We start from the raw sequence: 18,283 nt of genomic DNA, 5'->3' as shown, positions 1-18,283 counted from the left end.
CCGGGGACCGAAACCTAGTTCGCGAGGTCGTCGACCGTCGCAGCTTCGTTCCTGGACAGGTTGATGCCCAGGTTCGCTGCGGCCCGCTCCAAGTCCTCGTCGTCGCCGTCCGCCATCGTGATGGCCGCGCCGTCCGAGGACAGCACCTCCACGTTGAGGCAGAGCGACTGGAGCTCCTTGAGGAGCACCTTGAACGACTCGGGGATGCCGGGTTCGGGGATGTTCTCGCCCTTGACGATGGCTTCGTACACCTTGACTCGACCGACCACGTCGTCCGACTTGATGGTCAGCAGTTCCTGCAGCGTGTAAGCCGCGCCGTAGGCCTGCATCGCCCAGCACTCCATCTCACCGAAGCGCTGGCCACCGAACTGGGCCTTACCACCGAGAGGCTGCTGCGTGATCATCGAGTACGGACCGGTCGAACGAGCGTGGATCTTGTCGTCGACCAAGTGGTGCAGCTTGATGATGTACATGTAACCGACCGAGACCGGGTACGGGAACGGCTCGCCGGAGCGGCCGTCGAACAAGGTGGCCTTTCCGTCGGGTCCGACCATCTGCTCGCCGTCACGGTTCGGCAGCGTCGCGCCGAGGAGACCGGTGAGCTCGTCTTCCTTCGCACCGTCGAACACCGGGGTGGCGATGTTCGAGTCGGCCGGAGCGGACAGCATCTCTTCCGGCAGGGTCGCAGCCCAGTCGGGACGAGAGCCGTCGGACGCGATCTGAACGTTCCACCCGGTCTTGCCGATCCACCCGAGGTGGGTCTCCAAGACCTGACCGATGTTCATACGACGCGGGACGCCGTGCGTGTTCAAGATGATGTCGACAGGCGTGCCGTCCGAGAGGAACGGCATGTCTTCCTGCGGCAGGATCTTGCCGATGACGCCCTTGTTACCGTGGCGGCCGGCGAGCTTGTCGCCGTCCTGGATCTTGCGCTTCTGTGCCACGTAGACGCGGACCAGCTCGTTGACACCGGGAGGCAGATCGTCGTCTTCGTCACGCGAGAACACGCGGATTCCGATGACCTTGCCGGTCTCACCGTGAGGAACCTTGAGGGACGTGTCACGAACCTCGCGAGCCTTCTCACCGAAGATGGCGCGAAGGAGGCGCTCTTCGGGGGTCAGCTCGGTCTCGCCCTTCGGCGTGACCTTTCCGACCAGCACGTCGCCGTCACGAACCTCGGCACCGATACGGATGATGCCGCGCTCGTCGAGGTCGGCGAGGACCTCGTCGGAGACGTTCGGGATGTCGCGAGTGATTTCCTCGGCACCGAGCTTGGTGTCGCGGGCATCGATCTCGTGCTCCTCGATGTGAATCGAGGTCAGGACGTCCTCTTCCACGAGACGCTGCGACAGAATGATCGCGTCCTCGTAGTTGTGGCCTTCCCACGGCATGATCGCGACGAGCAAGTTCTTACCCAGCGCCATCTCACCGTTCTCGGTGCAAGGACCGTCGGCCAGAACCTGGCCGGCCTCGACACGCTGTCCCTCGTCCACGATCGGACGCTGGTTGGCGCACGTGCCCTGGTTGGAACGCGCGAACTTGCGCATCCGGTACGTCTTGCGGCTTCCGTCGTCAGCCATCACCGTGACGTAGTCCGCGGAGATCTCCTCCACGACACCGGTCTTCTCGGTGATGATGACGTCGCCGGCATCCACAGCTGCACGCAGCTCCATGCCGGTACCGACGAGAGGTGCCTCGCTGCGAACCAGCGGGACAGCCTGACGCTGCATGTTCGCGCCCATCAGGGCACGGTTTGCATCGTCGTGCTCGAGGAACGGAATCATCGCGGTTGCGACGGACACCATCTGACGCGGCGAAACGTCCATGTAGTCGATGTCGGAGGACGCGACGAACTCGACCTCGCCACCCTTACGGCGGACGAGAATCTTCGAGTCGGTGAAGCGACCCTCGCGGTCGATGGCCGAGTTGGCCTGCGCGACCACGTGGCGGTCTTCTTCGTCAGCGGTCAGGTAGTCGACCTCGTCGGTCACCTGTCCGTCGACGACGCGACGGTACGGGGTCTCGATGAAACCGAACGGGTTGACGCGAGCGTAGACCGACAGCGAACCGATCAGGCCGATGTTCGGGCCTTCCGGGGTCTCGATCGGGCACATGCGGCCGTAGTGCGACGGGTGAACGTCGCGAACCTCGAGGCCGGCGCGCTCACGGGACAGACCACCCGGGCCGAGGGCGGACAGACGACGCTTGTGCGTCAGCCCCGACAGCGGGTTGTTCTGGTCCATGAACTGCGACAGCTGGGAGGTTCCGAAGAACTCCCTGATCGCAGCGACGACGGGACGGATGTTGATCAGCGTCTGAGGCGTGATTGCCTCGACGTCCTGCGTGGTCATGCGCTCACGAACCACACGCTCCATGCGGGACAGGCCCACGCGGATCTGGTTCTGGATGAGCTCGCCGACCGTACGCAGACGACGGTTGCCGAAGTGGTCGATGTCGTCGACCTCGACGGGAACCTCGACGCCGCCCGGAGCCGTCATCGAGGTGTCACCTGCGTGCAGACGCACGAGGTACTCGACGGTGGCGACGATGTCCTCTTCAGTGAGCGTGGATGCAACGATCGGCTGACCCGCGTTCAGGCCGAGCTTCTTGTTGATCTTGTAACGACCCACGCGAGCGAGGTCGTAGCGCTTGTCCTTGAAGAACAGGTTCTCCAGCAGGGTCTGCGCGCTCTCCTTGGTGGGGGGCTCGCCCGGACGCAGCTTGCGGTAGATGTCGAGCAACGCCTCATCGGTGCCGGCGGTGTTGTCCTTCTCCAGCGTGGCCATGAGGATCTCGGAGAAGCCGAAGCGCTCCGTGATCTGCTCGGTGGTCCAGCCGAGTGCCTTGAGCAGGACGGTGACAGGCTGACGACGCTTGCGGTCGATACGGACACCAACGGTGTCGCGCTTGTCGACGTCGAACTCGAGCCATGCGCCGCGACCCGGGATCACCTTGACGCTGTGCAGATCCTTCTCGGTGCTCTTGTCGACGCTCATGTCGAAGTACACACCGGGGGAACGCACGAGCTGCGAGACGACCACACGCTCGGTGCCGTTGATGATGAAGGTGCCCTTGTCGGTCATCATCGGGAAATCTCCCATGAAGACCGTCTGGCTCTTGATCTCACCAGTGTTGTTGTTGATGAACTCCGCGGTGACGAACAACGGCGCCGCGTAGGTCATGTCCTTGTCTTTGCACTCGTCCGTCGAGGCCTTGACCTCGTCGAATCGAGGGTCGGAGAAGGACAGCGACATAGTGCCGTTGAAATCCTCGATCGGAGAAAGCTCCGCGAGGATGTCCTCGAGACCACCGGACACTGCATTGTCGCCGAGTGCCGCTGCTCGTTCACGCCAACTCTGCGCGCCGATCAGCCACTCGAACGAATCTGTCTGTACGTCAAGAAGCCCGGGAACTTCGAGGGGTTCGCGAACTTTCGCGAACGAAACCCTCTTCGGGGCTCCGGGGATTCCGGAAACTGCCTTGGTCTGGCTAGAGACTGCCAAGATGCGTCCTTCCAGCACCTCACGCGGGCCGCTCCGTGCTGTTGCGACCGCCGCTGTATCTGCTTCGAATTTCGCTGGTTACAACCCGAACGAAACCCGTCGCAGAAAGCAAGAAGTACTTGACTTCGCAGCGGTTGAGACGAGGGGTGGACAGGAGGCAGCCAGCGCAACGTCCAAAAGTACACCCTTACTCTGGAAATGTCGAGTCGGGTGTAACTGAGGGTCGAATTCAGATACTGACGTGAGACTGCCGATCACTCGTCCGTGCATGTTCACCGATCAGAGTGGACCTTGCGGACCGCTCCGTCAAGGGCGAGAGCGCGTGTCGCAGCATTCGAACATTCGTGACGCGCATTCGAACACTGCCACCGGGAGTGTAGCCAGCAACGGCGTCACATACGAAAAATCTGGACCGACATCGTGCGTCGATCCAGATCTTCGCGCTGGTGCGCAGGTGCTACTGGTCGCGAATCTCCGAGCTACTGGTCGCGAATCTCCGAGATCAGCCAGTTTCCATCCTGCTTCTCCAGACTCACGATGACCATTCCGGAGCGAGAGTCTGCCGCCACGCCGTTCTGCGTCGAGCTGACGTTCAGTTGGGCGAGCAACTGCGCCCGGTCCTTCTCGAGCCGTGTGATCCCGATCAGCGGGACATCAGCGGTCGTTGCCGTCTGGGTTTGTTCGACGCCGGCCTTCTGCGTGTCCTTGTACTGCGTCAGCTGATCGCGCATCGACTGGTTCAGGCCCTGGACACCCTTGTCGAAATCGGCGTCGAAGGTGTCGGGAGAAAACGTGAAGACTGCAGCCAACGCAGACGGCGTCACACGAAGAACTTCAGCCGTGGCGCCTTCGTCCACCCAGGCGATGTCGTCCGTCTTCGCGCCGACTTCGAAGAAGGCGATGCCGGCGAGGATCGCGACGATGACCGCTGCGGCCCCCAGGATCGCGACCAGGCGCCAACCGGCCTTGGATTGTGTAGGTGTTGTCGCCGACTCCCCCGCGCCCGTCTCCGGGGTAGCAGGGGCCTTGGGCTCGTCTGCGACGGTTTTCGCCGGTTTGGTCAGATCGGGGCCCGGTGTGGATTCCGGAGCGTCGGTTTCCGTCTTCGGCGGCTCGATGTCTCCGGACTCGGCCTTCGTGAGCGTCGGCTTCGCAACCTCCGGCTTCGCAACCTCCGGCTTCGCAACCTCCGGCTTCGAAACCTCCGGCTTCACAGCCTCCTGTGTTTCTTCTTCCGGCTGTTCGATCGTGGGCTCGACCGGATCCGAATCGGACGTCCCCGCGGGGACGTTGAGCGAGCGAGCGCTTCCCGCGATCTTCGGCCGACGGTTCTGCGGGGAGGACGGTCCGCCGGTACGACGTTTGGGTGGCATTACGCGCTTCTCCTTCGAGGGATGTCGGTGTGCAGGTTCGACGAACTACTGGCCACCGGAATCACCACCCTCGGTTGTCGGTGCGGAAGCACCGGAGGCAGGTGCCTCGGTCCCCGAACCGGGTGCGGGCGTTGCGTCAGGAGCAGGCGTGGAGCCGTCGGTGGCCGGCAGGGTGCCGGAGCCGAGATCGAGCCGAGAGCCGATCGGATCAGCCGACTGAGCCTTCCAGACCCCGTCGACCTCGACCATGCCCAGCCGCATGCCGAGCTGATTCTTGACGAACTGGTTGCCCTGGGTCGTGGTGACTCGAACGACGACCAGTGCCGTGGCGGTCCGGTCATCGGTATTGAGCTCGGTCAGCGCGGACTGAACGACTTCGGTGTCAGCCTTCGAGCCCGAGTTACGCAACTCGTCGGTGATGGAATCCTGAACGGTCTGCAGATACGTCGTCATCTCGTCACCGGTCACCGAAGAACGCATGTTCTCGATCGACTGGTCGAGATTGGCCGAATCCGCGTTGTTGAGGTTGATCGCGACTTGCTGCGCACCGATAAGCGCGTCGTCACGCATCTCGGCGGTGGTGCGGTCGGTGGTGAGCGCCCGAACGTACGGGACGCCGAACACACCGAGCACAACCACGGCCGCCAGAAGCAGGACACCGACCGCAATCAGAGACGCTGTCAGCCCCTTCGGTCTACCGGTTGTCGGCGCTCCCGATTCGACTTGCTCGGGCCCGCCGGACTGCGGGGAACTGTTTCTCTGAATCACACTCACTACCCTACTTACCTGTTTTGCCCAGCCTCTGGCCGCGAATCGTCAACTGCCACAACTCAGTAGCCTGAACTGCACAAACTCGACCACATTCGGATCGGTCTACTTCGGTGTCACTCCGAGCAACGGCGCCAACTGCGTCGCGATCGGGTTGAGGTTCAACTTGTCCGGATCGACCTTCGGCTTGAAGTCCCAAGGCTGGATCGTGTCGGGATCGGCGTACACCACGCGGTTGGCACTGCGGACGCCCGTCTCGCTGCCCAGCGGCGTCTCACACGACGCGGCGGTGTTGAGCGGGAAGTCCTGCTGGGTGTCGTCGAAATTGGGATTCTGACGCTTCATCTCGTCCAGGATCGCCATGGTGCCTTCGTAACCCACCGTGCACGAGAGCGGATTGTTGGTCTCCAGCACCAAGCCCTGATGGACCGTTCCGTCGCCGGGAGCAACCGTCGGTGCGGCAGCGGCCAGACCGGGAAGGAAGATCAGGAACGGCTGCAGCGCGATCGTTCGCGGCGCAAGCGTCTTGGTGGTCGCGGCAAGATTGGTCAGGTCAGTCGTCAGGCTCGGGCCCGCCTCGTTGATGAGGGCACCGATCTGATCGCTGGCCGGGATGCCGTTGTCGATCAAGCGACGGATGTCCGGATCACTGGTCCGCAACTGCGCCGTGACAGCATCGAGATCGGTACTGAACTGCTTGATCGCGGAGGACTGATCCGACTGCGTCGTCAGTACCGTCTCACTGTTCCGAATCAGCGCGAGCGTCTGAGGCAGAGTGTCGAGCCCGGACTGCGAGAGACCGGACAGCGAATCGGCCAGGACCTGAATGTCCTCGCCCTTCCCGTTGAACGCTGCACCGAGTTCGACGGCGACGGTGTGGAGCGCGTCGACGGGCACGGACTTGACCAAGCCGTTGGCACTGGTCAGCACATCCTCGATCGGGATCGGAGTTGTGGTGTCCCCCACCGCGATCACCGAGCCGTCCTCGAGAAACGGTCCCTGGTCGGTATCGGGCTGAAGGTCGACGTACTGCTCACCGATGGCGGAGCGGTTGGCCACGACGGCACGGGCCGACGCGGGAATCTCCGGAGCACTGTTGTCGATCTTCAGGTCGACCTGAATTCCGTCCTCGGTCAACGACATGTCGCCCACTCGCCCGACCGGCACGCCGCGATACGTCACCTCGGCGTTGGTGAAAATTCCACCGGACGTGGCCAATTCGGTCTTGACCGTGTACTGACCGAACCCCATGAGGTTGTCCAGGCGCACGTACTTGGCGCCGACGTAGATGAGACCCAGGAGCGCAACCACGACAAAGCCGACGAGCTGCCATCTGACCAGAGCTGATCTCACTGTCCATCACCGCCGATTCCGAACTGTTCCAGCATTCCCTGGATGGGGTTGAGTGGGTTCGCCGCGGGCGCCGGCGTTGCCGGGTCACCCGCTGTTGTGGCGGGAAGGCCGGCGACAACGGGAACCTGCGGCAGGATCGGAGCGATCGGCAGCAGTGACACTGTCGGCCACCCCGGTCGCGGCCCGTTGCCGTTGTAGTACGGGTTGGAGGGGTCGACCACCGGCTTGGGATTGCCGAACTTGGGCTGGCGGTATTCCGGTTCTCCCTGCCCGACACCGAGACCCGAGAGTGTATTGCCGATCTGCAGGTCGACACTCAGGAAGAGGTTGACGGAACCACCCTGTGCAATCTTCTCGACACCGTCCGGGAACGGGAACGTCGGAAGGAACGGAAGTGCCCCCACGAAGTCGTCACCGGAGTCTGCGAGCGCCTGCAGCGTCGGACGCAGAGCCTGAAGATCAGCGATCAGATCGTCCTTGGACTGTGTGAGGACGTCGGTTCCCACTGTTCCGAGTCGATCCACCTGAGCGAGCATCTGCGTCAGCTGCGGACGCTGCTCGTTGAGAACCTGTGTCGCAACGGGGAGTTCCTCGAGAATCTTCCCGATCTTCTCGTTCTGATCGTTGACGCGAGTCGAGAGCACATCCAGGCCGTCGAGGGCGCGTGTGATGTCGTCACGCTGCTCGTTGAGTCCACCGATGAGTGTGTTCGCCTGCTCCAGAAGACTTCTCGTCTTGCCTTCGCGACCGTCGAACGCGGCACCGAGTTCTTCGACGATGGGCTGCAACTGGCCCACACCGCCGCCGTTGAGCAGCAGCGACAATGCGCCGAGAACCTGCTCGATCTCCGTGGCGTGGCGAGTGCGATCCAGCGGAATGAGGTCACCGTCGGCCAGCTTCGCAGAGTCCGGTCCGGACGGCGGGGCCGACAGCTGGATGAACTTCTCGCCGAGCAGGTTGGTCTGCTCGACCGCGGCAATTGCGTTGGCGGGCAGATCAACCGACGAGTCGAGGATGATTCCGACGTCCGCGGTCCATCCGTCCGGTCCGACCGACACGTCGTCGACTCGACCGACGGGAACGCCGTCGACCTTCACAGCGGACTGCGGAACCAAGTCGAGCACGTCGTCGAACTGAATGGTCAAGTGCATCGGATCGGAACCCACATCAGGACCGCCGGGAAGCGGGACAGCGTAGATCCCCTCGGACGAGCAGGCGGTTGCCGAGATCAGGACGGCGCACAATCCGGCGCCGACTATCAACGAACGCTTCACTCGCCCTCCCCGTTTCCACTGGTCAGTCGCGGTGACACGACGCCGGGCACAGTGCCCGGAACTACCTGCATCTGTCGTTCGGAACCGGCAAGGATGCCGAAGGGAAGGTTCAGGCCTGCAGCCTGATTGGCTGCGTCGGTCATCGCAGCGACGTTTGCGCACTGGTCGATAGCCGGTTGCATCTGCCTTCCCAATGCCTCGAACCGCGGATCACCGGGCAACAGCTTGCCGAGGTCCATCAACTTGCAGAGCACGCCGGCCGGGTTCTGAAGATCAGGGAACGCCAGACGTGAAGCCAGCACACCTGATTCGGCGTCGTACGAGTTGACCAAGTTGGAGATCGCCAGCGGAAGCATGGTGAGCGTGTTGGCCAGTGCTTCCTTGTTGTTCGCCAATGTCTGTGTCGGTTCGACGAGACCTTCGGTTGTCTGGACCAGTTGATCGCGGTTGTCGGCCACGAACTTCGCGACGTCGCCGAGCGCAATCGAGAGCTGGTTCAGAGCGGCACCGAGATCGTCGCGCTCACCTGCCAGGAATCCGGTCAGGTCCGACAACTGCGTGTTGAACTGGCGCACCTGCTGATCGTTGGCCGCGAGAGCGCCCACAAAAGTATCCAGGTTCTTGATGGTGAGCGAGATGTTGTCACGCGAATCATTGAGCGTCCGTGCGGCATCCGAGAGGTTGGTGATGCTGTCTCCCAACGCTTCACCGTTGCCCTCCAGGTTGGCCGCACCTGTCTCGACGAAATCGGACAGTGCTCCGTTCTTGTTGGCACCTTCAGGACCGAGAGCCGACGCGAGTTCGTCGATGCTGGAGTACAACTGGTCGACCTCGACGGGCGTCGCCGTCTTCTCGATCGGAATTACTGCACCGCTGGCCATCTTGTCGCCGCCGGTGAAGACCGGTGTCAGCTGGATGTAGCGGTCGGCAACCACCGACGGCGTGATCTGAGCGGCACTGGCACCCGCGGGAATGTCGATCCCACGATCGACACGCAGCTCGACCTTGACCTGATCTCCCTGGGGTTCGACGGATTCGACGGTGCCGACCTTGACACCGAGAACACGAACGTCGGAACCGTCGTAGATACCCACCGACTTGTCGAAGTAGGCGGTGATCTTGGTGGTACCGGCGCGAGTGAACACCCACCACAGCGCGCCACCGATTACGAGTAACCCGATCAGAACAGCGGCGATGATCGCGACCGAGCGCTTCTTGGAGCCGCTTCCGGCTTCGGCAGTATCAGCCATCAGTTGCCTCCCAACGTACGAACGGGGTCACGGTAGCCCGGAATGTCCGGCAGACCCGGCGGAAGGAGGTTCACGACGACCTGGTCGAACCAACGGCCGTTGCCGACCACGTTGGCATACAAGCGAATGAAGGGTTCGTAGAGCTTCAGTGCCTTGTCCAGGTTCTCGTTGTTTGCCTTCAGGATGTCGATGACGCCGTTGAGCTGCGTCAGCGCCGGCCCGATTGCCGCCTCGTTGTCACGAACGAGACCGGTGAGCTGCTGAGAGACGCGCTGAGTTCCGGTGAGCAGCTGCGAAATCGCTTGCTGGCGATTGTTGAGCTCCTGCACCAGTAGTCCACCGTCTCGGATCAGCTGGGTGAATTCCTTGTTGCGGTCAGCAAGAATCTGCGACGTCTTCCCGGTGGCGGCGAAGAGCTTCTGCAAGTCCTGATCGCGGCTCGCGATCGTCTGCGACAGCCGACTGACACCGTCGAGCGAAGCGCGGACATCGCCAGGTGTCTCGGAGAATGCCTGGGACAACGTCTCCATGCTCTTCGCCAACTGGTCGGTGTCGATGTCGCCGACGGTGTCCGCCGCGGCCGAGAAGGCCTGAACGACGTCGTACGGAGAGGTGGTGCGCTCGAGCGGAATCCGATCCTTGGGATCGAGGTTGTCGGTTCCGCGCGGATCTAGTGCGAGGTACTTCTGTCCCAGAATGGTCTTGATCTGAATGGACGCAGAGGTTTGATCTCCCACCCACGCGTCACTGACCTTGAAGTCGACGAGAACACGGTCACCGTCGAGATCGACGGAAGTGACCTTGCCGACCTTCACGCCGGCGATACGAACCTCGTTACCAGGCTTGAGACCCGCGGCTTCGGAGAACTCGGCGGAGTAGGACGAGCCTGCTCCCACGAACGGAAGCGAATCGAGGAAGAACGCGGACAAAGTGGCCAGCAGCACCACGAAGATACCGATGGCTCCGGCCATTGCCGGACTGCGACGTTTACTCATCGACCTTGCAACTCCCTCATACCGTCTTGAGTGCATCGCGTGGCCGCGTTGGTGTAAATCGGCTGATTGACCGTCGGCAGGCCGGTGGGCAGATTCAGCGACGCAGACTGTCCTGGACCGGCAACGATGTCGATTCCGCACAGATAGAACTGGAACCAGGAACCGTAGCTCGCTACGCGTGCGAGCTTCTCGAGCTTGACCGGCAAGGTCTCGAGCACCGCGTTGACGTCGTCACTCCGACGATTGAGTGTGGTCGCCAGTGTGTTGAGCGCCGTGATCGAGCCCTGAATCGACGGCCGCGTCGGCTCGAGCAGGTCTGCCGTCGCGTCGGTCAGGCCGGCGAGTGAGGTGACGGCCGAACCGACCACCCCACGCTCGTTGGCCAACCCGGTGACGAGTTGCTGGGTGTTGACGATCAGTGAATCGAGGTTCTTGTCGTTCGCGTTGACGGTGTCGAGAACGTCGTTGAGGTTCTTGATCACCGCGCCGATGACCGCGTCCTTGTCCGCGACGGTGTTGGTCAGGCTCGCGGTGTTGCGCACGAGCTCACTGATGGTGCCCGATTCGCCTTGGAACACCTGGATGATCTGGTACGACAGCTTGTTGACGTCGTCCGCGCTCAGGGTGGTGAACAGCGGCTTGAAGCCGTTGAAGAGTGTCGTGAGGTTGACTGCCGGGCGCGTCTGAGACAGCGGCAGGGTATCGCCGCCGGTGATCTTCTTGCCTTGGCTGCCTTCACCTTGCGAGAGCGAGATGTACCGCTGCCCCACCAGGTTGCGGAACCGGATGGTGGCGATGGAACTGGCCGGCAACCAATCACGGTCGGATACCGAGAACTGGACCTCGGCCTGGTTGTCGTTGACGATGGCAATCTTCTCGACCTGGCCGACACGAACACCGGCAATGCGAACCTCGTCGCCCTCGTTCAACGAAGTGACGTCGGAGAAGACGGCGTTGAACTTGGTGCCGCCACCGCCGCCGAGGTTGGCGATACTGGCTGCCAGCAGTCCTGTCGCCAGGACCGTCACCACAACGAAGATGATGAGCTTTGTCAGCGGAGCTGCGAGTCCTCTCATTGGACGCTCACCTCCGCACCTGCGAATGCCGGAGCGCTGACCATCGTGGTCCACGCCGGAACATCGTCCGGCGCAACACCGTTGGCCTGTCCGTAGATCACCTTCAACGTATCCTCTTCGAGTTTCGAGCCCGCGTAGCCGGCCTGCTGAGCCGGACCGCTGTTGTTGGTCGAGAACAACTGAGGTCCGGAGCCCTCGGGTGCAGGCAGGAATTCCATGGTGGCGGGACCTGGATTGCGGGAAGGAACCTGGTAGGAACCGTCACCGTACGAACCGCCGGGGTACTGCGGGAACGGACGACCGGGCTCGGTGACGTTGTCGTAGCAAACCGGGCCGCGGTTGTCGACGAGCCGTGGCTCGTCTTGGTTGGGCAGGTAGCGACCCTTGGGGTTCACGATCTGAATACTCGCACGCACACCAGGATTGGGCGCGTCGGTGGACAGGATCTTGGCAGCTTCCGGAGCGGTGTCCGAGAAGCCCTTGAACGTGCACCCGAAGGTCGGAGAGTACTGGGCCAGAAGCTGGAGAGCTTCCTTCGAATCCGCAGCGAGCGTGATGATCGAGGACGAGTTCGCTTCGAGGAAGGCTGCGGTGTCCGACGATGTCACGGTGAGCGACGCCAGCAGTGTCCGCAACTGGTCCTGCTTCTGCACCACCGTGTTACCCGTGGTCCGCAGATTGTCGAGAGCGTTGATCAGATCGGGCGCAGCGTCCGAGTACGTCTGGGAGAAGTCCGCGAACTTGCGCAGATCCTCTTGCACCGCGGGCAGTTCGGTATTGACGCCGCGGAAGATCTCCTCGAGACGATCGACCGTCAGACCGAGCTCGGCGCCGCGTCCCGTCAGACCCTGCGCGAGAGAACCGAGAGTGTTCGCCAGATCCTGCGGCGGAATCGCCTGCAGAAGTGGGAGCAGTCCGTCCAGAACGTCGCCGACCTCGACAGCATTGCCGCTCTTGTCCTGGTGGATCACCGTTCCCGCGGAAATCGGGGTCGCGGTGGTTCCCTCCGGAATGATCAGGGAGACGTAGCGCTCACCGAAAAGCGTCTTCGGGAGCAGACGCGCCGTGACGTTGGACGGAATGAGATCAGCCTTGTCCGGCTCGATCGCGAGGACCGAGGTGACCTGGCCGTCTTTCGTCGACGCGGATCGCACCTCGCCGACCAGCAGCCCACGGACCTTGACGTCCGCGTTGGGTGGCAACGCATTTCCGACTGTGTCGGTCACGAGGTCGATCTTCACGACGTCCTTGAACGTCTTGTTGAAGGTTCCGATGGTGAAGGCCAGGAACAATGCCAACACCACGAAGAACACGAGTCCGAGCACACGGCGGCGCAGGACTGACGGAGCCTCGATCATCCGGCCACCCTCACTGTCGTCGTGGTGCCCCAGATTGCGAGGCTGAGGAAGAAGTCGAGAACGGCGATCGTCACGATTGCGGCGCGAACAGCGCGGCCGACGGCCACGCCGACACCTGCGGGACCACCTGAGGCATGGAACCCGTAGTAGCAGTGGATCAGGATCAGCACGAAGGCGAATACCAGGACTTTCGCAAACGAATACAGCACGTCCTGCGGTGGCAGGAACAGGTTGAAGTAGTGGTCGTAGGAACCCGTCGACTGCCCGTTGAAGACCGTGCTGATCACTCTCGAGGCGAGGTACGCCGCGAGTAGACCCACGATGTACAGCGGAATGACGGCGACGAAGCCGGCGATCATGCGCGTCGTGACCAGGAACGGCACCGACGGAACTGCCATGACCTCGAGCGCGTCGATCTCTTCGGAGATTCGCATGGCACCGAGTTGGGCGGTGAAGCCACAACCAACCGTGGCCGAGAGCGCAAGAGCCGCAACGATCGGAGCGATCTCTCGGGTGTTGACGTATGCGGAGAGGAAGCCGGTCAGGACCGAGCTACCCAACTGCTCCAGAGCGGCGAAGCCCTGGAGGCCGACGACGACACCCGTGAATCCGGACATCATCGCGATGACGCCGATGGTTCCGCCGATCACTGCGAGCGCACCGCTACCGAAGGTCACTTCGGCGAGTAGTCGAAGCGTCTCCTTCCGGTACCGATGCAAGGTGCGCGGGGTCCATGCGATGGCGCGCGCGTAGAACGACATCTGCTCGCCCGCGCGGTCCAACGCGTTCACTGGAATTCTGGCTACTTTGCGACTCTTCAGCAGGAACTGATCGCCGCGGCCTCGTGCGATGGTCATTTAGGTCAAGATCCCTTCGCCGGCACGATCTGGAGGTACACCATCGTCAGAATCAGATTGGCGAAGAACAACAGCAGGAACGTGATGACGACGGCCTGGTTCACCGCCTCACCGACGCCCTTCGGGCCACCGGACGGGTGGAGTCCCTTGTACGCGGAGATCACACCAGCGATGACACCGAACACCGCGGCTTTGATCTCACCGCTCCAAATGTCCGGTAGCTGCGCAAAAGCTGAGAACGACGAGATGTAGGCACCGGGGTTACCGCCCTGCAGGATCACGTTGAAGAAGTAACCACCCGCGATACCGACGACGGACACCAGTCCGTTGAGCAGAACAGCGATCAGCACCATCGCGAGTACACGCGGAACCACCAGGCGCTGAATCGGATTGATTCCGAGGACTTCCATCGCGTCGATCTCTTCGCGAATGGTTCGAGAACCGAGGTCGGCCGTCACGGCCGATCCGGCCGCACCGGCGACCAACAATGCTGTCACCAGAGGGCTACCCTGCTGGATCACCGCCAGGACGCTGGCAGCGCCGGTGAACGATTCTGCGCCCAACTGCTTGATCAGCGAACCGGTCTGCAGTGAGACGACGGCGCCGAAAGGAATGGCTACCAATGCCGTCGGCAAAATTGTCACGCTGGCGATGAACCAGGCCTGCTCGATGAACTCACGGAACTGAAATGGACGCCGGAACGTATTCCTGACGACGTCGACAAACAGTTCGACGATGTTTCCGGCCTGAGTTAATGCTCCGTTGACCGGACTCAGAACCGAGTTGCGGGTAACCCCCATCCGATATGCCTACCCTTGCCCGTGTGTCGTGTTTCCGTAGGGATCGCCCTCGTATGCAGGAATGACCTGCGTGTCTTGCGAGTTGTCGTTCCACTCCCCCTGATAGCCGCTCGCGTCGGCGTACTGGGGAGCGTACTGCCCAGTTCCGTCAACCTCGTCAAGGCTGTCCTGAATTGCCGCCTGAGCGTTAGCTGGGAGGGTGTGCATGATCTGGCGGACGCGCTCCTGGCGACGACGAACAGCCTGACGCTCCGGGTTTCCGGGGGTGGCCTTCATCTGCGGCACGATGCCCTCGACGTCGTCGACACCACCGGCGTGGTGACCGGCGTCGACGAGCGCCTGCTCGTGCGCCATCTGAGCCTCGTCCTTCTCCTCCGACATACCGATCGGACCGATCATCGTTCCGTTGAGGAACTGCTTGACGACGGGCTCGTCCGAGGTGAGCAGCACCTCGCGAGGACCGAACATCACCAACTGACGACGGAAGAGCATGCCGATGTTGTCCGGCACCGTGCGTGCGAGGTTGATGTTGTGCGAGACGATCAGAATCGTCGCGTCCGACTGGGCGTTGATGTCGATCAGCGTTTGGCTGATGTACGTCGTACGCACCGGATCCAGACCGGAGTCGGGCTCGTCGACGAGGATGATCTCGGGATCGAGAACGAGTGCACGCGCCAGACCGGCACGCTTGCGCATACCGCCGGAGATCTCACCGGGAAGCTTGTCCTCGGCGCCGACCAGACCCGTGAGGTCCAACTTCTCCATCACGATCTTGCGGATATCGGATTCCGACTTCTTGGTGTGCTCACGAAGCGGGAAGGCGATGTTGTCGTACAAGTTCATCGAGCCGAACAGTGCGCCGTCCTGGAAGAGAACGCCGAACAGTTTGCGGATCTCGTAGAGCTCCTTGGAGGAGCACTGCAGGATGTCCGTGCCGTCGATGACGATGGAGCCTTGTTCAGGGCGGAGCAGTCCGATCAGGGACTTCAGGAACACCGACTTACCGGTACCCGAAGGCCCGAGCAGTGCGCTGACCTCACCCGCGGGAAGTGTCAACGACACGTCCTGCCAAATCCTCTGCGACCCGAAAGACTTTGTCAGTCCTTGTACCGCTACCTCGACTCCCACCATTACCTCCGCGACGTCCGTTGCATGCATGCACCCGTGTGGGTTGGGTCACTCTATCGCATGGGAGTGGTACCCGTGACTGCGAATACTACTAACGAGTAGGGAAGAAGCATAATTCAGATCACAGCCTAGTTCGGACACCCCTCCCACCTGCATGAATTCCGGCATATCACCCGCGAAAAAAGTTCAAAAAAGAGGGCCACTCCCCGTGGGGAGTGGCCCTCTTCGTTACTACTCGCGAAGAGCAGCGGGAAAACCGTCTTACTTGATGACGATCTTTGCGCCGGCAGCTTCGAGCTTTTCCTTGGCAGCCTCTGCGGCGTCCTTGGCAACCTTCTCGAGGATGGCCTTCGGAGCGCTCTCGACGAGATCCTTGGCTTCCTTCAGGCCGAGGCCGGAAACGACCTCACGGACGACCTTGATGACCTGGATCTTCTTGTCGCCAGCCGACTCGAGGACGACGTCGAACTCGTCCTGCTCTTCAGCAGCTTCTGCGCCGGCAGCCGGTGCGCCTGCAGCGGCGACGGCGACGGGAGCAGCAGCGGTGACCTCGAAGGTCTCCTCGAATGCCTTAACGAACTCCGAGAGCTCGAGGAGGGTGAGCTCCTTGAACTGGTCCAACAACTCTTCGGTGCTGAGCTTCGCCATTGTGGCGGTCCTTCCTGTAAGTCCCATGTCGCTGATCCGCGACCGGGCGGGGTTATAGCAGTGATGCGCGGGTGCGGATCAGCTTTCGGCTTCGGCCTCGGCCGGAGCCTCGGTGGCAGCCTCTGCGGGGGCCTCTGCGGCTCCGCCTTCTGCAGCCTTCTTCTCCTGCAGGGCAGCGGCCAGACGGGCCATCTGCGAAGCGGGAGCATTGAACAGGCCTGCGGCCTTTGCCAAGTTGCCCTTCATCGCGCCGGCAAGCTTTGCCAACAGGATTTCGCGGGATTCGAGATCCGCGATCTTGTTGACCTCTTCCACGGACAGCGCAGCGCCGTCCATGTAGCCGCCCTTGATGATGAGCGCCTTGTTGTCCTTAGCGAAGTTCTTCAGAGCCTTCGCAGCGTCGACCGGTTCGCCCTTGATGAATGCAATGGCGGTCGGACCAACGAACAGGTCATCAAGGCCCTCGATGCCAGCCTCTGCGGCGGCACGCTTGACCAGGGTGTTCTTGGCGACGGAGTAGGTGGCACCTTCTCCGAGAGCGCGTCGCAGTGTCGTGATGTTGCCAACCGAAAGGCCACGGTATTCCGTGACCACAGCGGCGGTCGAACCCTTGAACTGCTCGGTGATTTCCGCAACTGCGGAAACCTTCTCAGGCTTTGCCATACTTCGCCTCCTCTCGTGACAGTCGTTGTCCCACTCAGGAACCGCTGCACCTCATCGGGGTGAACCCGAGAAGACACAGTCCGCGACATGCAAAACGCCCCGGCGCAAGCGCACGGGGCGTACAGAGGAAACATGAAGAAGAGGCTTACGAATCAGCGTAACGATGCAAAGCGAGGCAGTGCATAACCAGGCAAACTGTAGAACCACTACATCAAGCTATCCCCCTACCTCGTTCACCTACGTGGGCCGCCGGGCACTCCCGGACTTTCAACCACACCCATCACTGAGTGCAATCACCAACGGTCTTGGGTAGAACATGATTTTGGGGTGAAGTTCATATCCAGCACTGAACTCCGCCTCGAAGACTACCTGACTGCTCGCTGCACAACCAAATCGGGTTCGTCACGCACCCGATTCCTTCAAGCACCGATAGCCCTGGCGATCTTGTGTTCGATTGCTGCCCGAGCTCGGTCCGGCAACACCAGCAATCCATCGAGTTCCTTGTGGGCCTTCCGGTACGCACTCTGACGTTCCTGTGGCGTCGCGCCCTCGTCCATGGCCAGTCGCAGCAGACGTTGCGCCCTTACCAGGCGTTCTTGTTCGTCGAGGGTGAATCCGCTCCGTCGGCGGCGCTTCGCCTCAGCTTCCGCGATTTCGAAGGCGATCGAGTAAGCGTGCACCGCCTCGCGGTACTCGGTTTGTGCCTGCTGGTTGCCGATCATCGTCTCCGGATTGCCTGGGCGAAGCAGATCGGCACGATATTTGGCTCGATGAAAATCGGCGGTCAAAGGCTCGCGCATGTCCGTCATCATCGGGGTGTCGAGCAGTGTGACCGGATCGAGCTCGTACGCGAACCATCGGGCGTCGACCGCATCGTGCTGCTCGATTGCCTTGGCCAGCTCTCGGCGCTGTGTTTCTTCGTCGGCGTGATGTTGTGCGTTGGCTTGCGCGATGGCGACCTTGGTCTGCTGCTTGAGCCGGAAGCGCTCTTGCCGGCGCTCGATCCGCCTTTCGTTGGCAACCGCGACACCCTTCAGCGCCCCACCGATGGTGCCGCCGAAAACGAAGATCAGCCACCAAAAGTTTCCGAGGAACTGGAACGCTTCGTGCATACCCCGATGATGCCACCGTTGGATCGATACCACCGTTGGACCGATACCACCGGCAGAGGCAGGCCCTCCCGACACAGACAAGAAGGCCGGCAGGGAGTGATCCCTGCCGGCCTTCTTGTTCGTAT

15 protein-coding genes are annotated in these 18,283 nt (G+C 61.9%); all 15 read right to left on the bottom strand.

Annotated features, from left to right (window positions below):
• Positions 1 to 14: 14 nt before the first annotated feature.
• Entirely contained in the window at positions 15 to 3,521 is a 3,507-nt protein-coding gene (gene rpoB, locus BH682_RS08635) for a DNA-directed RNA polymerase subunit beta (RefSeq protein ID WP_003942068.1), read from the bottom strand.
• A gap of 461 nt (positions 3,522 to 3,982) precedes the next feature.
• The gene (locus tag BH682_RS08630) at positions 3,983 to 4,876 is read right to left on the bottom strand and encodes a hypothetical protein (RefSeq protein ID WP_075832677.1); all 894 of its coding nucleotides are present in this window, start codon (positions 4,874 to 4,876) and stop codon (positions 3,983 to 3,985) included.
• Positions 4,877 to 4,921: 45 nt separating this feature from the next.
• Positions 4,922 to 5,650 carry a hypothetical protein gene (locus tag BH682_RS08625; RefSeq protein ID WP_075832675.1) on the bottom strand — a complete coding sequence of 243 codons (729 nt, stop codon included), beginning with the start codon at positions 5,648 to 5,650 and terminating at the stop codon, positions 4,922 to 4,924.
• Positions 5,651 to 5,749: 99 nt separating this feature from the next.
• Positions 5,750 to 6,997, bottom strand: coding sequence for an MCE family protein (locus BH682_RS08620; RefSeq protein WP_003942085.1), 1,248 nt, complete (start codon positions 6,995 to 6,997; stop codon positions 5,750 to 5,752).
• Positions 6,994 to 8,271: an MCE family protein gene (locus BH682_RS08615; protein ID WP_003941859.1), complete on the bottom strand. Its 1,278-nt coding sequence runs from the start codon at positions 8,269 to 8,271 to the stop codon at positions 6,994 to 6,996. The genes BH682_RS08620 and BH682_RS08615 overlap by 4 nt, the downstream gene beginning before the upstream one ends.
• Positions 8,268 to 9,521: an MCE family protein gene (locus BH682_RS08610; RefSeq protein WP_003941941.1), complete on the bottom strand. Its 1,254-nt coding sequence runs from the start codon at positions 9,519 to 9,521 to the stop codon at positions 8,268 to 8,270. Before BH682_RS08610 ends, BH682_RS08615 begins: the two co-directional genes overlap by 4 nt.
• On the bottom strand, positions 9,521 to 10,516 hold the full coding sequence (locus BH682_RS08605; RefSeq protein ID WP_003942053.1) for an MCE family protein: 996 nt from the start codon (positions 10,514 to 10,516) through the stop codon (positions 9,521 to 9,523). Before BH682_RS08605 ends, BH682_RS08610 begins: the two co-directional genes overlap by 1 nt.
• Entirely contained in the window at positions 10,513 to 11,592 is a 1,080-nt protein-coding gene (locus BH682_RS08600; protein ID WP_003941932.1) for an MCE family protein, read from the bottom strand. Before BH682_RS08600 ends, BH682_RS08605 begins: the two co-directional genes overlap by 4 nt.
• A complete protein-coding gene (locus tag BH682_RS08595; protein ID WP_003942007.1) occupies positions 11,589 to 12,950 on the bottom strand; it encodes an MCE family protein in 1,362 nt (453 codons plus the stop codon). Before BH682_RS08595 ends, BH682_RS08600 begins: the two co-directional genes overlap by 4 nt.
• Positions 12,947 to 13,807, bottom strand: a complete 861-nt coding sequence (locus BH682_RS08590) for an MlaE family ABC transporter permease (protein ID WP_003941894.1) — start codon at positions 13,805 to 13,807, stop codon at positions 12,947 to 12,949. The genes BH682_RS08595 and BH682_RS08590 overlap by 4 nt, the downstream gene beginning before the upstream one ends.
• A gap of 5 nt (positions 13,808 to 13,812) precedes the next feature.
• Positions 13,813 to 14,607, bottom strand: a complete 795-nt coding sequence (locus BH682_RS08585; RefSeq protein ID WP_003942038.1) for an MlaE family ABC transporter permease — start codon at positions 14,605 to 14,607, stop codon at positions 13,813 to 13,815.
• Positions 14,608 to 14,616: 9 nt separating this feature from the next.
• Positions 14,617 to 15,738, bottom strand: coding sequence for an ABC transporter ATP-binding protein (locus BH682_RS08580; RefSeq protein WP_024487305.1), 1,122 nt, complete (start codon positions 15,736 to 15,738; stop codon positions 14,617 to 14,619).
• A gap of 258 nt (positions 15,739 to 15,996) precedes the next feature.
• Positions 15,997 to 16,383, bottom strand: a complete 387-nt coding sequence (gene rplL, locus BH682_RS08575; RefSeq protein ID WP_003941857.1) for a 50S ribosomal protein L7/L12 — start codon at positions 16,381 to 16,383, stop codon at positions 15,997 to 15,999.
• Between the two features lie 78 nt (positions 16,384 to 16,461).
• The gene (rplJ, locus tag BH682_RS08570) at positions 16,462 to 17,046 is read right to left on the bottom strand and encodes a 50S ribosomal protein L10 (protein WP_003942074.1); all 585 of its coding nucleotides are present in this window, start codon (positions 17,044 to 17,046) and stop codon (positions 16,462 to 16,464) included.
• Positions 17,047 to 17,465: 419 nt separating this feature from the next.
• Complete coding sequence (locus tag BH682_RS08565) at positions 17,466 to 18,158, bottom strand: hypothetical protein (RefSeq protein WP_063314754.1); 693 nt, start codon at positions 18,156 to 18,158, stop codon at positions 17,466 to 17,468.
• Positions 18,159 to 18,283 lie beyond the last annotated feature (125 nt).

Source organism: Rhodococcus sp. YL-1 (assembly GCF_001942025.1).
GTDB classification, from domain to species: Bacteria; Actinomycetota; Actinomycetes; order Mycobacteriales; family Mycobacteriaceae; genus Rhodococcus_F; species Rhodococcus_F qingshengii.
This window is presented reverse-complemented; position numbering and strand designations above follow the sequence as displayed.

What these genes read in the sequence shown, in the direction of transcription:
- BH682_RS08630 (WP_075832677.1), bottom strand. Translation starts at nt 4,876, where the DNA reads ATGCCACCCAAACGTCGTACCGGCGGACCGTCCTCCCCGCAGAACCGT.
- BH682_RS08610 (WP_003941941.1), bottom strand. Translation starts at nt 9,521, where the DNA reads ATGGCTGATACTGCCGAAGCCGGAAGCGGCTCCAAGAAGCGCTCGGTC.
- BH682_RS08605 (WP_003942053.1), bottom strand. Translation starts at nt 10,516, where the DNA reads ATGAGTAAACGTCGCAGTCCGGCAATGGCCGGAGCCATCGGTATCTTC.
- BH682_RS08600 (WP_003941932.1), bottom strand. Translation starts at nt 11,592, where the DNA reads ATGAGAGGACTCGCAGCTCCGCTGACAAAGCTCATCATCTTCGTTGTG.
- BH682_RS08595 (WP_003942007.1), bottom strand. Translation starts at nt 12,950, where the DNA reads ATGATCGAGGCTCCGTCAGTCCTGCGCCGCCGTGTGCTCGGACTCGTG.
- BH682_RS08590 (WP_003941894.1), bottom strand. Translation starts at nt 13,807, where the DNA reads ATGACCATCGCACGAGGCCGCGGCGATCAGTTCCTGCTGAAGAGTCGC.
- BH682_RS08585 (WP_003942038.1), bottom strand. Translation starts at nt 14,607, where the DNA reads ATGGGGGTTACCCGCAACTCGGTTCTGAGTCCGGTCAACGGAGCATTA.
- BH682_RS08580 (WP_024487305.1), bottom strand. Translation starts at nt 15,738, where the DNA reads ATGGTGGGAGTCGAGGTAGCGGTACAAGGACTGACAAAGTCTTTCGGG.
- rplL (WP_003941857.1), bottom strand. Translation starts at nt 16,383, where the DNA reads ATGGCGAAGCTCAGCACCGAAGAGTTGTTGGACCAGTTCAAGGAGCTC.
- rplJ (WP_003942074.1), bottom strand. Translation starts at nt 17,046, where the DNA reads ATGGCAAAGCCTGAGAAGGTTTCCGCAGTTGCGGAAATCACCGAGCAG.
- BH682_RS08565 (WP_063314754.1), bottom strand. Translation starts at nt 18,158, where the DNA reads ATGCACGAAGCGTTCCAGTTCCTCGGAAACTTTTGGTGGCTGATCTTC.